The sequence below is a fragment of the Mesorhizobium caraganae genome (assembly GCF_016836705.1).
In the GTDB taxonomy this organism is placed as follows: Bacteria; Pseudomonadota; Alphaproteobacteria; order Rhizobiales; family Rhizobiaceae; genus Mesorhizobium; species Mesorhizobium caraganae.
Window position 1 is genome coordinate 53,578 of the sequence record NZ_JAFCGY010000027.1, and the last position, 14,288, is coordinate 67,865.

A 14,288-nucleotide genomic window follows, 5' to 3' on the forward strand; every position below is an offset into this window, starting at 1 on the left:
CAAAGTTCCGCTTGCGTGGCACCTTGGCCGGCCCTATGTGTCGAAACGCTCTAACGGGGTGCCGAACGCGATGTTTTCGTGGGTCGGCTGAGAGGCAGTCTCGCCAACCCGCTGAACCTGATCCGGTTTGTACCGGCGGAGGGATTAGACGCTTCGGACAGACCGACGCCTCAATTCCTTTCAAACACGAATGAAGGAGGTGCCGATGCGCATGTTTTTGTCCCGTCTTGTCCCAGCCCTGGGTCTTGCTTTTTCGCTTCTCGCCGTGCCTGCGTCCGCGCAGGAAAAACTCACCGTCTACACCTATGAGAGTTTCACTGCCGATTGGGGCCCGGGTCCGCAGGTGAAGAAGGAATTCGAAGCCGAATGCGGCTGCAGCGTCGACTTCGTCTCGGTCGCCGACGGCGTTGCGCTGCTCAACCGCGTCAAGCTCGAGGGGGCCTCGACCAAGGCCGATATCGTGCTTGGCCTCGACACCAATTTGACTGCCGAGGCCAAGGCCTCCGGCCTGTTTGTCCCGCATGGCGCGGTGGCTGAAAACAGCGTGCCGGGCGGCTGGAGCGACGATACTTTCGTCCCTTATGACTATGGCTATTTCGCTGTCGTCTATGACACCGAGAAGCTGAAGAACCCGCCCAAGAGCCTGAAGGAACTGGTCGAAGGCGATGCCGCCGACAAGATCGTCATCCAGGATCCGCGCACCTCGACGCCGGGCCTTGGCCTGCTTTTGTGGGTGAAGTCGGTTTATGGCGACAAGGCGCCGGAAGCCTGGGCCAAGCTCAAGCCAAAGGTGCTGACCGTGACGCCGGGCTGGAGCGAAGCCTATGGCCTGTTCACCAAGGGCGAGGCGCCGATGGTGCTGTCCTATACGACGTCGCCGGCCTATCACATGGTCGCCGAAAACACCGAGCGCTACCAGGCGGCGTCTTTCGAGGAAGGCGAGTATCTGCAGATCGAGGTCGCCGGCATCACCACCACGGGTGCGAAGAACCCGCTGGCGGCAAAGTTTCTCGCCTTCATGACCGGGCCGAAATTCCAGAATGTCATTCCGGAGACCAACTGGATGTTCCCGGCGGGGAAAACCGACAAGCCGCTCAATCCGGCTTTCGACAAACTGGTCAAGCCGGCCAAGACGCTGCTGTTCAGCCCGGAAGAGGTTGCGGCCAACCGCAAGGCCTGGGTGGATGAGTGGCTGGCGGTGATGAGCAAGTGAGCGCCCTCTTCACCCTCCCCCTTGTGGGGAGGGTCGATCCGCGAAGCGGAGCGGGGCGGGGGTAGCGACGTTGAACCCAGCCTCACCCCCACCCCGGCTCGCGGACACCGCTTCGCGGCATCCGCGCTCCGACCCTCCCCACAAGGGGGAGGGTGGAAGGCGCGCAGCCTCTGACCCCCGCATCGCCGCGGGCATCGTTGCGCTCGGCGCAATAGCGCTGCTGATCGGCGGCGCCTTTGCCGGCCTCATCCTTGAAGGCGCGCACGACCTCCGCGGTGCTGCGTCCGCCTTCGATCTCTATCTCCTGCGCGTCGTCCGCTTCACGCTCTGGCAAGCAGTGCTTTCGACGCTGCTTTCCGTCGTACCGGCGCTCTTCGTCGCCCGTGCTCTGTCACGGCATCCGCGCTTCTTTGGCCGCGGTTTCATCCTGCAACTGTTCACCGTGCCGCTGGCACTGCCGGCCATTGTCGCGGCGCTGGGCATACTGGCGCTCTATGGCCGGGCCGGCTACTTCGCCGCGATCGGTGGCCAAAGCTGGCCCGATATCTATGGCCTGTCGGGCATCCTCGTCGCTCATGTCTTCTTCAATCTGCCGCTGGCAACACGGCTGTTCCTTGAGGCACTGGGCACGGTGCCTGCCGATCAATGGCGGCTGGCAAGCCAGCTCGGCATGGGGGCGAGACCAGCCTTCAGGTTGATCGAATGGCCGGTGCTGCGATCGGCTCTGCCGGGCATCGCCGGCCTTGTCTTCATGCTTTGCATCACCTCCTTCACCATCGTGCTCATCCTCGGCGGCGGACCGGCGGCGACGACGCTGGAGGTCGCCATCTACCAAGCGCTGCGCTTCGACTTCGATCCCGCGCGTGCTGTGACGCTGACGGTGCTGCAGATCGCGCTGACCTTCGCTGTTGTACTGGCGCTGACGCGGCTTGGCGCCAATGTGACTGGCGACGCCAACCTGCCCGTGGCGCCGCGCCGCTATCTCTCGGCCGGCACAACTGAAACGGCGCTCAACGCCACCCTGATCGTGCTCGCCTTGCTGTTCGTCGCCGGGCCGATGGCGGCAACCGTCGCATCCGGCCTTGGCGCCGATCTCGGCCGGCTGGCTGGCGAGAGCGCCGTGCGCCAGGCGACGCTGACCAGTGCCGGCCTCGGCCTGCTGGCGGCGCTGCTTTCGGTGTCGGTGTCGCTGTCGCTGATCATGGCACGCCGGGCGCTGTCCCTACACCGCCGTGGCGGCGTCCGCTCGCTGCTCGAACATGCCACCGACACAGGCGCCGGTTTTGTCCTCGTCGTGCCGCCCATCGTCGTCGGCGCCGGCTGGTTTCTCCTGCTGCGCACGATTAGCGACGTCTTTGCCATCGCGCCCGTCATGGTCGTCACCGTCAACGCGGTGATGGCGATGCCCTTCGCCATCCGCGCGATGCGTCCGGCCTATGATGCGGCAAGCGAACGCCATGAAAAGCTGTGCGCACAGCTCGGCATTTCGGGCTGGAGCCGGCTGCGGCTGGTCGACTGGCCGTCGCTGCGGCGGCCGCTGGCCACCGGCTTTGCCTTCGCCATGGCGCTGTCGCTCGGCGATCTTGGTGTCATCGCACTGTTCGGCAGCGATTCAGTGCAGACATTGCCCTATCTCCTCTTGGCGCGCATGGGCAGCTACCGCACAGCCGACGCCGCCGGGCTGGCTTTGCTGCTCGGGGCGGTCTGCCTGGCTCTGGTGGTCGCCGCGGATTGGTTGGGACGAGGAGAAAAATCGTGACTTCCGCCATGGAAAAAGGCGCGGTCGTGCGGCTGGACAAGGTGTCGTTCAGCTATGGCGAGGCGCCGTTCCTGTTCGATGTCGAATTCGCTGCCTCGAAAATCACCGCCATCATGGGGGCGAGCGGTTCGGGAAAGTCGACCCTGCTCAACCTGGTGGCCGGCTTCGAGACGCCGCAATCCGGCCGCGTTCTGATCGGCGGCGCCGATGTCGGCGCTTCCGCGCCATCGGCGCGACCGGTGTCGATGGTGTTCCAGGAAAACAATCTGTTTGCCCATCTCTCTGTCGAGAAGAATGTCGGGCTCGGCCGCTCGCCGTCGCTTAGTCTGACGCAAACCGACCGCGCCGCAATCGCCGAGGCCCTGAGCCGTGTCGGCCTTGCCGGCAAGGAAAAGCGCCTGCCGCGAGAACTCTCCGGCGGCGAAAGGCAGCGTGTGGCGCTCGCCCGCGTGCTGGTGCGCGACCGGCCGGTGCTGTTGCTCGACGAGCCGTTCGCCTCTCTTGGGCCCGCACTGCGCGACGACATGCTCGACCTCGTGGCCGGCGTCCATGCCGAGCGGGCGATGACGGTGTTGTTCGTCACGCATCAGCCGGAAGACGCGCGCCGCATCGGAGAGCAGATGGTTTTTCTGGACAATGGCAGGGTTGCGTCAACGGGATCTGCCGCCGATTTTTTCGACGGCACTGGTCCTGAAGCGTTTCGGCGCTATATCGGCGCAAGTTCGGGCGGATCACGCGATATTGCCCGGAAGCGGACATAATTTACGACCAAACCGGCTACAGGTGATGTGGCGCTTGCTTGCCATGGTCCAACTGATGTGGCTAGGTCCGGCCAGTATTGGTCCGGCACGAGCCGTGATTTGCCCCCTACAGCGCCGCATCCATCCGGGTGTGTAAAACGCTGTAGGTTTTTTGATTTGTGCAGGATTGCCATCGAAAAACTCGATTTTCGCTGGCGCGGACCCCTGGGGTCCAGGTCATGCGCCGAGAGCTGAAGGGACGCCGTGCTGTCGACCGGCACTGACACTTTGAGACGCAGGCCGCTGGCGCGCTTCCTCGCGCTGGCCGGCCTTGCCGTGGCGCTGGCCAGTTGCCAGATGTTCACGCCTCCGGAAGTGCAGGAATCCGGCTTCCAGCCGTCCGACAAGCCGATCACCGTCGACAATGTCGCCGCCAACAGCAAGCTCGCCGAACTCGCAAAGGCGCAGCATCCGCGCATCCTCGCCACCTATGGCGGGGAATATTCTGACCCCAAGCTCGAGCGCATGGTGGCCAAGGTCGTCGGCAGCCTGACCGTGGTGTCGGCCAATCCGACCCAGACCTATCGCATCACCATCCTCAATTCGCCCAACGTCAACGCCTTCGCGCTGCCGGGCGGCTATCTCTACGTCACCCGCGGCCTCTTGGCGCTGGCCAATGATTCGGCCGAACTCGCCGCCGTCATCGCGCATGAGATGGGTCACGTCACCGCCAATCACGGCCTGCAGCGCCAGCAGCTCGAGGCCGAGGAAGGCCTGGCGACCAAGGTGGTTTCCGATGTGCTCGGCGACAGCCCGACCGCCAAGGCGGCATTGATCCGCGGCAAGCTCAGGCTGGCGCAGTTCTCGCGCAACCAGGAGCTGGAGGCCGACGCCATCGGCATCAAGTCGATCGGCGAAGCCGGCTACGATCCCTATGCCGCCGGCCGCTTCCTGCAGTCGATGTCGGCCTATACCGATTTCCGCTCGATCAGCGGCGCCACCGATGCCAGCCTCGACTTCCTGGCCACGCACCCCAACACCCCGCAGCGCATCGATCTGGCGCAGCGCCACGCCCGCCAGTTCGGTGCGCCGGGCGTCGGCACGCGCGACCGCGATTCCTTCCTGGCTGGCATTGACGGCCTGCTCTACGGCGACACGCCGGAAGAAGGCTATGTGCGCGGCCAGACCTTCCTGCATCCGGGGCTCGGCGTATCGTTCACCGTGCCGGACGGTTTCATCATCGACAATACGGCCGCAGCGGTGACGGCGACCGGGCCGGGCGACATGGCGATCCGCTTCGACGGCGTGTCGATCGACAAGGATCGTGCGCTCACCGACTATATCAGAAGCGGCTGGGTGGCCGGTCTCGACGAGACCAGCGTGCGCCAGGAGACGATCAACGGCAATGAGGCGGCGACCGCGCATGCCGGCGCCGATGGGTGGCAGTTCGACATTGCGGTAATCCGTGCCGGCGGCCAGGTCTACCGGCTGTTGACGGCGGCGCCCTCGGCAAGCACCACACTCGATCCGGTGGCGCGCTCGGTCAGCGGCTCGTTCCGCATCCTGAGTGCGGCCGAAAAGGCGGCTCTGAAGCCGCTGCATATCCGCGTCGTCACCGTTCAGGCCGGCCAGACGATGGGCTCGCTGTCGGCGCAGATGGTCGGTGTCGACCGCAAGCTCGATCTGTTCAGGGTGCTCAACGCGATGTCGCCGGGCGCCTCGGTTTCGGCCGGCGACAAGGTCAAGATCGTTACGGACAAGTAGCAGCGCAGCCGGTTCGATAGTGTCTGCGCGTGCGATGTAGAGTTCAGATCACTGCCACTCTCAGAGATTGCTGTCGGTGTTCGTGTCGGTATCGGTACCGGTACCGGTACCGGTGTCAGTGCCTTCGCTACTGGTGTTCTCACCACCACCAGGATTTGAAGCACGGCGCTCGGAACCATCACCGTTGTTGCCGCTCCAGGCCGCCCGGCCGGTTTGCGGCACGGGTTTCGGGGCCTTCGGTCTTGGCGCGGGTATGGGAACTACCTTTATTTTCGTGATGATTTTCGGGGGCCGTACCTTGCACGCCGGAATCGCCAAGGCGACCCGCTTCGGGGTGCTGAGAACACCCAGGGAATACATCTCTTGACGCTCCATTCCGGCTCTGAAGAAGGCGAGCGCGCGGTCCGGATCAGCCGGAACACCATTGCGACCTTCCATGAAGATCGACGCGAGATCGTTCATGGCATCGATATGCCCCATCGCCGCGGATTTGAGCAGCAAGTCCAATCCCTTGGCGGCATCGCGCTGGACGCCGCGGCCATTGAACAGGGTGCGTCCCCACGCGGTCATGGCGTAGGGGTCACCCTTTTCGGATGCGTCTGAATAGAAGCGGTTGGCCTGTCCGGGATCCGCGGCCGTCCCTATTCCCGACGAGACGATGGAGCCGAGCGCGAAAACCGCGCGGACGTATCCCTTGTCGGCGGCCTGCTGGATTGCCTGCCTGGCCTCATTGACCTTACCCGAGGCCAGCAACGCCCGTCCGAGTTGGTAACGGAAGCGGGCAATCTCTGGATAGGCCGTCACCGAGGCCTGGCAGAGCTCAACCGCGTCGTCGCCAATCTCGTTCGCCAACCGGCCCGGGACAATGCCTTGTAGGTCGAGAGGTTCGCCAGCCACTCGATCGCAGGGATCGACGCTTGGGGACAGTTTCAGCGTCGCCTGCTTCGATGCGTCCTCGGCACGGATCTGAAAGCCGATCTCGACCGGCGTCGCGGAACCGATCTGCGGCTCGTAGCGCAATTTGTCGACATCGTCGGCCATCAGGCTCGATTGAGGCGACAGGATGCGGTCTGGCAGGGACAGTGTCCCGGTTGCCGGATAGCTTGCAAGCTTCACGGTGATCGACGGGTCCTTGGCCGGGAAATCCAGCTTGAGCGGAATCGGGCCGACGCCGACGGGGATTTCGATGTTGCGGTTTTCGATCGCTTCGGCGGCGCCGGCGATACGAATGCCGCGCTCAACCACCGCCTGCTTTTGCTCGGCGGCGATTGAGGCCATGAGTTGCTTGCCCTCGGCGCCCGCGCCGTTTCTGATCCGCAACAACAGAACGCCTTGGGATTCGCCACCCCACTCGTTGTGCGTGGTGTAGGCCAACGTATCCACCTGTTCCTGCCAACCCGCCAATTCGGGGGCGTCCATGCGCAGACGCGGCAGGTCGGTACCCTCGATCCTTTCGCCCATGGCCAAGGGCTTGCCATCAAGCGTCAGCCGTCCGAGTGCCGGCAGGCTTTCGATGCTGACGCTGACCGCGCCACCATCGACGTCTACTGGCGCCGGCAGATCCAGCGCGACTGGCCCGATGCCGGACGGCACGATTTTCTCCAGCACCGGCGGGAGCGCCGGGCGGTTGGCGCGGGGCATCAGAAAGACATCGTCGAGAAGCGAGGAATTTTCCCATGGAACCTGCTTGCCACCGGTTGCCTTGACCACATCGCGGCGCACGGCGGCCATGACAGCCCTGATCTCCTGGTTCGGCGCCAACGCGCGACGGGAGAAGGCGGAGGAAAATGGGCTGAGATTGCCGCTCCCGTCATAGGCAACGGCTCCCGGCTCGGTGGCAAAGGCGATCAGCGCGTTCTCAGACCCCTTCACCTGCGCCAACCCGCTACCGCTGGCGACGATCAGCTGGTCGCGAAGCCAATAGTTCTTACGCGGAAAAGGATTGTTGCGGCAGGCGTCGAGGATGATCACCTGGATTTTCGATTTCGAGCGCAACTGCTGCAACATGTCGTCGAGCTTGATTGCCTGAACTTCCACGTCGGCCGCATCCTTAAGCGTGGCGTCGACCGGGATGAGAAAGTTCTCGCCGCCGATCTGGAAGCCGTGACCCGAATAATAGACCACGGCGAGATCAGCGCCGTCGGCCGCCGCGAGATAGGTGCGGAAACGCACCTCGAACTGAAGCCTGGTCAAATCCTTGGCGACGAAAACGTCGAAGCCGGCCGTCCGGAACGTGCTTGCGATGTCTCCGGCGTCCTTGTCCGGGTTCTTGAGCGCCGGAAGCTCCCGGTATTTGGAATTGCCGATCACAAAAGCAACCTTTCGATCGGCATTAGCCTCGAAAGTCGTCAGGGTCACAAGGATCAAAGCTGCAAGAAACACGCAGAGTCGCGACATGGCAAAATCCTCATCCGCTATGATCTGGTGAACCCCAACAGACACCCTGCAGCTCAGCAGGTCTGTTAAAGAATTCACAATCTGCGAATGAGAGGCGAGGAAATCTGATGTGCTGGTCTTATATGCTGATCGGAAAATATCTTAATACTGCCGCCAACCGGAAATTTCAGGCTGCCTGCGTCTGAAATTCCGGGTTCTGCTTGACCAGCGCGACCTTCAGCTTTTCCATGGCGCGGGCCTCGATCTGGCGGACACGCTCCTTGGAAATGCCGAGCGTCTCGCCGAGCGCTTCCAGCGTAGCGCCCTCGTCGGTCAGGCGGCGTTCCTCGATGATCCTGAGTTCGCGGGCATTGAGCGCGCCGAGCGCTGCTTTCAGCCAGAGCAGGCGGCGTTCGAAATCGATGGTGTCGCTGGCGACTTCGTCCGGCAGCGGATCGTCCGAAATCAGGAAGTCCATGCGCTCGGTGGTGCCGCTGTCGTCGGCGAGCGGCGCGTTGAGCGAGGAGTCAGGCGCGGAAAGCCTGGAATCCATGATCGCCACATCGGCCTCGGAGACGCCGAGCGCTACCGAGACTTCGCGATAGAGCGTGGCGTTGGAGATCGGCTCGGCGCCATTGGCCAGCCGGGCGCGCAAGCGCCGCAGATTGAAGAACAGCGCCTTTTGTGCCGAAGAGGTGCCGCCGCGCACGATCGACCAGTTGCGCAGGATGTAATCCTGCATCGAGGCGCGGATCCACCAGGTCGCATAGGTCGAGAAGCGCACCTCGCGCTCCGGCTCGAAGCGCGCGGCCGCTTCCAGCAGCCCGACATGGCCTTCCTGGACCAGATCGCCGAGCGGCAGTCCGTAGTGGCGGAATTTCGAAGCCATGGAGATGACCAGCCGCATATGCGCGACGGTAATCTGGTGCAGCGCCTGCTGGTCCTGGTCTTCCTTCCAGCGCAAGGCGAGAACGTGTTCCTCGTCGCGCTCGAGATAGGGGGCCTTCATCGCCGCGCGGACCATGGTCCGTCCTGCCGTGTCTTCGATCATGCCGCGCTCCTGCTCCCGGACATTTTCGGACGGCCTGGCGGCCGCTGGCTCTATCTTGACGCAATCCCGGACGGAAAACCGGTTTCCCACTTTTCCTGGAATTGCTTTGGCTCTGGCGCAGCTAGGGTTCTTGAAATGGAAATGCAGCGCCCTACAACAGGCCATGAACGTGCCACACCGGGGATTGGTTCCGCCGCCGATGGTGGTTGTTTTATGCTATCCGACAGGCCGCGCCGACAGCACAAAACGGGGCGATCGGCACCAATCCGAGTTACTTTGAGAATCTGATTTCTGGATCGCCATTTTTTTGAAATCTGGTTCCTTATTTTGCGGCTCTCCATCTGTCAGTTTCCGGCTCTCACAAGCGCCGGACACCGGCCAAGGACGGGATCACAGAAAAATGAAATGGCTCAATTCGCTCATCGTCGCCGGAACGCTGCAGGTTCTGGCTGTCACAGCCGGCCATGCCGGCGCCAACCTCGACCAGATCAAGCAGGCCGGCACCATCAAGGTCGGCACCGAAGGCACCTATGCGCCCTTCACCTATCACAATGATGCCGGCGCGCTGGTCGGCTTCGACGTCGAGATCGCCAAGGCGATCGGCGACAAGCTTGGCGTGAAAGTCGAGTTCCTCGAAGGCAAATGGGACGGGCTGATCGCCGGTCTCGACGCCAACCGCTATGACGCCGTCATCAACGAGGTCGGCATCACCGACGCGCGCAAGGCCAAGTACGACTTCTCCGATCCGTACATCGCTTCCAAGGCGGTGCTGATCGTGCGCGGCGACAACACCGACATCAAGACCTTTGCCGATCTCAAGGGCAAGAAGGCGGCGCAGTCGCTGACCTCGAATTTCGGCAAGCTCGCCGAGACCAACGGCGCCGAACTCGTCGGCACCGACGGCTTCGACCAGTCGATCCAGCTTTTGCTCACCGGTCGCGCCGATGCCACCATCAATGACAGCCTGTCCTTCCTCGACTTCAAGAAGCACAAGCCCGACGCCAATGTGAAGATCGCCGCGCAGGAAGAAAACGCCGACTATTCCGGCGTCATCGTGCGCAAGGGCGATCCGGAGCTAGTGGCCGCGATCAACAAGGCGCTGGCCGACATCAAGGCCGACGGCACCTACAAGAAGATCGCCGACACCTATTTCGGCCAGGACGTTTCGCAGTAACGAAGGTCTCCCGGCGGTTTGCCGGCAACGACACAATAGCGGCGGGCCGTCTTTGACGGCTCGCCGTTTTTCGCATGATATGACAACTGCACAATTGCACTGCCCGACCGGTCTAGACGGCATTTGCAAGGAGAGGAGCCGCTCGTGCCGCACTGGCTGCAACTGATGCTGGACTCGCTGCCGACGCTGTTGTGGGCGGCGCTGATCTTCACCGTGCCGCTGACTCTGCTGTCGTTTGCGCTCGGCCTGTTCGTCGGCCTGGTTGTCGCCCTGGTGCGGCTGTTCGGGCCGAAGCCGCTGGTTGCCGTGGTCCGTTTCTATGTCTGGATCTTTCGCGGCACGCCGCTTCTGGTGCAGCTGTTCCTGATCTTCTACGGCCTGCCCTCGGTCGGCATATTGCTCGATGCCTTTCCGGCGGCGCTGATCGGTTTCACCCTCAACATCGGCGCCTACAGTTCCGAAATCATTCGCGCGGTGATCGGCTCGGTGCCGAAGGGCCAGTGGGAGGCAGCCTATTCGATCGGGATGACCTGGAGCCAGGCGATGCGGCGCACCATTCTGCCGCAAGCCGGCCGGGTCGCGGTGCCACCGCTGTCCAACACCTTCATCTCGCTGGTCAAGGATACGTCGCTCGCCGCCGCCATCACCGTGCCGGAAATGTTCCAGGCAGCGCAGCGCATCGTCGCCACCACCTATGAGCCGCTGATCCTGTATGTCGAGGCGGCGATCCTTTATCTGGCAATGAGCTCGGTGCTGTCTGCCCTGCAGACGCGGCTGGAGGAACGGCTCAACCGTTACGGCGGCTTCCTGGAGGCGCGCTCATGATCGGCCTCACCGACATCGAAAAGCGCTTCGGCGACAATCTCGTGCTGAAGGGCGTAACGGTCACCATTGCCGAAGGCAGCGTCACCGCGCTGGTCGGTCCGTCCGGCGGGGGAAAGAGCACGCTGCTGCGCTGTATCAACCTGCTGGAGATCCCGACATCCGGCACGGTGCGCATCGGCGACGAGACGCTGGAATTCCGTCCCGGCATCAAGATCCCCAGTCGGGACATCCAGCGCCTGCGGCTGCAGACCGGCATGGTGTTCCAGAATTTCCAGCTGTTCCCGCACCGCACCGCCATTGAGAACGTCATGGAGGGGCTGGTGACGGTGCTGAAATGGCCAACGGCAAAGGCGCGTGAGCGGGCGCTGGCGCTGCTCGAGAAGGTCGGCATGGCGCACAAGGCCGATGCATGGCCGGCGACTCTGTCGGGCGGCCAACAGCAGCGCGTGGCGATTGCCCGCGCGCTGGCGCCGTCGCCCAAGGTGCTGCTCTGCGACGAGCCGACCTCGGCGCTCGATCCTGAGCTGGCACAGGAAGTCGTCGACGTGTTGGGAAAACTCGCCAGCGAAGGCACGACCATGGTGATGGCGACGCACGACCTGCGCCTCGCCTCGAAGATCGCTCAAGAAGTGGTGTTTCTCGACGCTGGCGTGGTCGTCGAGAAGGGGCCGTCCGCCGTGGTGTTCAGCAATCCGGAGCGCGAACGGACGAAGCGCTTTATCGCAACACTGAAGCAGGAAGCGGCGAAGGAAGCCGGCGGCTGAGCCCTCTACCTCCCCTTGTGGGGAGGTCGGACCGAAGGTCCGGGTGGGGGCGTGCCGCACCTCAGGCCCAAAAACAAAAAACCCGGCGCGAGGCCGGGTTTTTCATGAATTGAAATGTGAAAGCGATCAGGCAGCTTCTTCCTGTTCGGATTCCTCATTGTCGGCCTTGGCGCCGCGCTTAGGGCCCTTGTTGAGGTTGACCTCGATCAGGCGCACGGCTTCGGTTTCCGACATGCGGTTGACGGCTGCGATCTCACGGGCCATGCGGTCGAGTGCCGCCTCATAGAGCTGGCGCTCGGAATAGGACTGCTCCGGCTGGTTGTCGGCGCGGTAGAGGTCGCGCACGACTTCCGAGATCGAGATCAGGTCGCCCGAATTGATCTTGGCATCATATTCCTGGGCGCGGCGCGACCACATGGTGCGCTTGACCCGGGCGCGACCCTGCACGACCTTCAGCGCGCGCTCGACATAATCCTCTTCCGACAGCTTGCGCATGCCGATAGAGGTCGCCTTGGCGACCGGCACTTTCAGCCGCATCTTATCCTTCTGGAAGTCGATGACGAACAGTTCCAGCTTGTGGCCCGCAACTTCCTGCTCGTCGATCGAGACGATCTGGCCGACGCCATGCGCCGGATAGACGATGTACTCGCCGGTCTTGAAACCGTGACGTGCCGCGGTGGACTTCTTCTGCGGGGTGATCGTTGCCATTACGCCCTGAACTCCTTGTTGTGGTACCGGCGGCCTGCCGGTCCGAACGCGTGCGACCGGGGACACCGATCGTTAGCCGCACAACAGATGAACCCATCGGAAAAAGCCGGGACCGGCAAACCGCGTACATAGCGACTGCCTGGCCCAAATTGCTCTGGTCCGATTGGGGATTTCACCTTTCAGTGATTTGGGGCGCTTGCGCCATAAATCGACGTTGTGTCACCGGCATGTTTCAGCTGATGTAGCACAAAAAGTAGGAAGAATCAAGGTTTTGCTGCAAACGCGCAGGCCGAGCGACATCGCCGCCTGTCAAGGCGGTTGATCCATGATGCGCGTTACGCAACGTTATGACGGCTCAATGGGCCTCTCAGTCAGTCGCCTTCGCCCGGTTCGGCGGAGAAGTATTTCTCGAACTTGCCGGTCTCACCATCGAAGGTCTTGGCGTCGGCCGGAGGCTCCTTCTTGGCGGTGATGTTGGGCCATTTCTCGGCGTATTCGGTGTTGACCTGCAGCCATTTGTCGAGACCGGGTTCGGTGTCGGGCTTGATCGCATCGGCGGGGCATTCCGGTTCGCAGACGCCGCAGTCGATGCACTCGTCGGGATGTATGACGAGCATGTTCTCGCCTTCATAGAAACAGTCGACCGGACAGACCTCGATGCAGTCCATGTACTTGCATTTAATGCAGTTGTCGGTCACGACATAGGTCATTGGTCGGCTCCGGGACGTCCCGTTTTTTAATAGGCTTTTTTGGTGAGGTAACCCCTTTGCCTGCCGCTTGCAAGGGCGGCCATGCCTGGCGGCACCGGCGCTTCCGAAATGGGATTGCAGATCACCGGCATGGCAAACACCGACAAGGCTTCAGTCTTCGCCGACCAGGCGGTCGGTTTGTCTGCGCTCTTTCTTGGTCGGACGGCCGCTGCCGGCCTCGCGCAGCGCGGGAATGGCATCGGCAACAGCCTCGCCTTTCGGCGCCGGCGGCGGTGACAGATCCTCATAGAGCGTGCGCGCTTCCTCGGCAGGGCCGCGTCGCACACCTGTAGCCAGCACCTTCCAGACGAAGATGCGGCGCTCATGCGTGATGGTCAAAACATCGCCGGCCTTCACCAGATCCGAGGCCTGCGCTGCTTTGTCGCTGTTGATGCGGACGCGCCCGGCGACCACCAGCTTGGCCGCCAGCGAGCGCGATTTCACTGCGCGCGAGAAAAACAGCCATTTGTCGATGCGCTGGCGACCCTCAGCAACCATCGCAGCGAGCTATCTCTTGTTGGAGCATGATCTTGACCGAAAACCGGTTCCCACTTTTCGGGATCATGCTCCGAGCCTACTTCTTCAGCTGGTCGCGCAAGGCGGCGAGCTTGGCGAAGGGTGAGTCCGGATCGAAGCGCACCGGCCGTTCCTCGCGCGGCTTGGCCTGGAAGGCCGGCTTGCCGCCTTGTGGGCCGCCTTTGCCCTCCGGCCTGCCGCCTTTCCAGTCGGGGCGGCCTTCGCGCGGACGCTCGCCTTGCGGCTTGCCGTCGCGGCGTTGTTCGCCCTCGGCCTGCGGCTTGGGCTTGAATTTCGAGCGGTCGAAGCGCGGCTTGGCGGCACCGTCGCGCTGGTCGCGCCGGCCCTGATAGGCCGGCCGCCCGCCCGGTGCTGGCTGTCCGCCAGCAGCGTCGGCAGGCGCATCGGTCCGGGCTGCCTGGCCGTTGCGCGGGCGATTGTCCCTGCGGTTTTCGTGGCGATGACGCGGGCGCTGCTCGAAACGGCCCTGCCGCCACAACAATATCGGTTTTGGTTCTTCAGCCTCTGGCACGGCTTCGCCAGTTCCACCCTCCCCCTCGTGGGGAGGGTCGGCGCGCAGCGCCGGGGTGGGGGCAGCGCCCGCGTCGTCAGTTGCATCTTCAGCGTCGGCGGCGTCAGCACGACCTGC

12 protein-coding genes, 1 pseudogene and 1 riboswitch are annotated in these 14,288 nt (G+C 63.2%); of the genes and pseudogenes, 7 read left to right on the forward strand and 6 right to left on the reverse strand.

Annotated elements, in window-relative coordinates; genetic code table 11:
- The first annotated feature begins 44 nt into the window (after positions 1-44).
- A riboswitch (TPP riboswitch) is annotated at positions 45-161 on the forward strand.
- 44 nt (positions 162-205) lie between these two features.
- From thiB to JQK88_RS28505, 4 genes are all read left to right on the forward strand, one after another.
- A complete protein-coding gene (gene thiB, locus JQK88_RS28490; RefSeq protein WP_192247508.1) occupies positions 206-1,213 on the forward strand; it encodes a thiamine ABC transporter substrate binding subunit in 1,008 nt (335 codons plus the stop codon).
- Between the two features lie 181 nt (positions 1,214-1,394).
- Positions 1,395-2,972 carry a thiamine/thiamine pyrophosphate ABC transporter permease gene (thiP, locus tag JQK88_RS28495; RefSeq protein ID WP_312037342.1) on the forward strand — a complete coding sequence of 526 codons (1,578 nt, stop codon included), beginning with the start codon at positions 1,395-1,397 and terminating at the stop codon, positions 2,970-2,972.
- Between the two features lie 8 nt (positions 2,973-2,980).
- Positions 2,981-3,733, forward strand: coding sequence for a thiamine ABC transporter ATP-binding protein (gene thiQ / locus JQK88_RS28500; protein WP_192247610.1), 753 nt, complete (start codon positions 2,981-2,983; stop codon positions 3,731-3,733).
- A gap of 336 nt (positions 3,734-4,069) precedes the next feature.
- The gene (locus tag JQK88_RS28505) at positions 4,070-5,476 is read left to right on the forward strand and encodes a M48 family metalloprotease (protein ID WP_246750080.1); all 1,407 of its coding nucleotides are present in this window, start codon (positions 4,070-4,072) and stop codon (positions 5,474-5,476) included.
- A 60-nt stretch (positions 5,477-5,536) separates the two neighbouring features.
- On the opposite strand, the gene JQK88_RS28510 is transcribed toward JQK88_RS28505, so the two are convergent.
- A complete protein-coding gene (locus tag JQK88_RS28510) occupies positions 5,537-7,873 on the reverse strand; it encodes a caspase family protein (protein WP_203280177.1) in 2,337 nt (778 codons plus the stop codon).
- 166 nt (positions 7,874-8,039) lie between these two features.
- Positions 8,040-8,903, reverse strand: a complete 864-nt coding sequence (locus JQK88_RS28515; RefSeq protein ID WP_203280178.1) for an RNA polymerase factor sigma-32 — start codon at positions 8,901-8,903, stop codon at positions 8,040-8,042.
- A 400-nt stretch (positions 8,904-9,303) separates the two neighbouring features.
- On the opposite strand from JQK88_RS28515, the gene JQK88_RS28520 reads away from it, so the two are divergent.
- From JQK88_RS28520 to JQK88_RS28530, 3 genes are all read left to right on the forward strand, one after another.
- The gene (locus JQK88_RS28520; RefSeq protein ID WP_192247523.1) at positions 9,304-10,077 is read left to right on the forward strand and encodes an amino acid ABC transporter substrate-binding protein; all 774 of its coding nucleotides are present in this window, start codon (positions 9,304-9,306) and stop codon (positions 10,075-10,077) included.
- 144 nt (positions 10,078-10,221) lie between these two features.
- On the forward strand, positions 10,222-10,902 hold the full coding sequence (locus tag JQK88_RS28525) for an amino acid ABC transporter permease (protein WP_192247526.1): 681 nt from the start codon (positions 10,222-10,224) through the stop codon (positions 10,900-10,902).
- On the forward strand, positions 10,899-11,666 hold the full coding sequence (locus JQK88_RS28530; RefSeq protein WP_112559635.1) for an amino acid ABC transporter ATP-binding protein: 768 nt from the start codon (positions 10,899-10,901) through the stop codon (positions 11,664-11,666). Before JQK88_RS28525 ends, JQK88_RS28530 begins: the two co-directional genes overlap by 4 nt.
- A 126-nt stretch (positions 11,667-11,792) precedes the next feature.
- Here JQK88_RS28530 and JQK88_RS28535 read toward each other — a convergent pair whose 3' ends face one another.
- From JQK88_RS28535 to JQK88_RS28550, 4 genes and pseudogenes are all read right to left on the reverse strand, one after another.
- Positions 11,793-12,374: a CarD family transcriptional regulator gene (locus JQK88_RS28535; RefSeq protein WP_112559634.1), complete on the reverse strand. Its 582-nt coding sequence runs from the start codon at positions 12,372-12,374 to the stop codon at positions 11,793-11,795.
- Between the two features lie 371 nt (positions 12,375-12,745).
- Positions 12,746-13,084, reverse strand: coding sequence for a ferredoxin FdxA (gene fdxA / locus JQK88_RS28540; protein ID WP_142869280.1), 339 nt, complete (start codon positions 13,082-13,084; stop codon positions 12,746-12,748).
- A 150-nt stretch (positions 13,085-13,234) separates the two neighbouring features.
- Positions 13,235-13,621 (reverse strand): Hsp15 family ribosome-associated heat shock protein, encoded by a 387-nt coding sequence (locus tag JQK88_RS28545; RefSeq protein ID WP_203280179.1) that lies wholly within the window; start codon positions 13,619-13,621, stop codon positions 13,235-13,237.
- Positions 13,622-13,697: 76 nt separating this feature from the next.
- Positions 13,698-14,288: pseudogene (locus tag JQK88_RS28550) on the reverse strand (helicase); the annotation flags it as partial.

Bases quoted from the DNA above. Each gene is read 5' to 3' on its own strand.
- JQK88_RS28535 (WP_112559634.1), bottom strand. From the start codon at position 12,374: ATGGCAACGATCACCCCGCAGAAGAAGTCCACCGCGGCACGTCACGGT.
- JQK88_RS28510 (WP_203280177.1), bottom strand. From the start codon at position 7,873: ATGTCGCGACTCTGCGTGTTTCTTGCAGCTTTGATCCTTGTGACCCTG.
- JQK88_RS28505 (WP_246750080.1), top strand. From the start codon at position 4,070: ATGTTCACGCCTCCGGAAGTGCAGGAATCCGGCTTCCAGCCGTCCGAC.
- thiB (WP_192247508.1), top strand. From the start codon at position 206: ATGCGCATGTTTTTGTCCCGTCTTGTCCCAGCCCTGGGTCTTGCTTTT.
- thiQ (WP_192247610.1), top strand. From the start codon at position 2,981: ATGGAAAAAGGCGCGGTCGTGCGGCTGGACAAGGTGTCGTTCAGCTAT.
- JQK88_RS28530 (WP_112559635.1), top strand. From the start codon at position 10,899: ATGATCGGCCTCACCGACATCGAAAAGCGCTTCGGCGACAATCTCGTG.
- fdxA (WP_142869280.1), bottom strand. From the start codon at position 13,084: ATGACCTATGTCGTGACCGACAACTGCATTAAATGCAAGTACATGGAC.
- JQK88_RS28520 (WP_192247523.1), top strand. From the start codon at position 9,304: ATGAAATGGCTCAATTCGCTCATCGTCGCCGGAACGCTGCAGGTTCTG.
- JQK88_RS28545 (WP_203280179.1), bottom strand. From the start codon at position 13,621: ATGGTTGCTGAGGGTCGCCAGCGCATCGACAAATGGCTGTTTTTCTCG.
- JQK88_RS28515 (WP_203280178.1), bottom strand. From the start codon at position 8,903: ATGATCGAAGACACGGCAGGACGGACCATGGTCCGCGCGGCGATGAAG.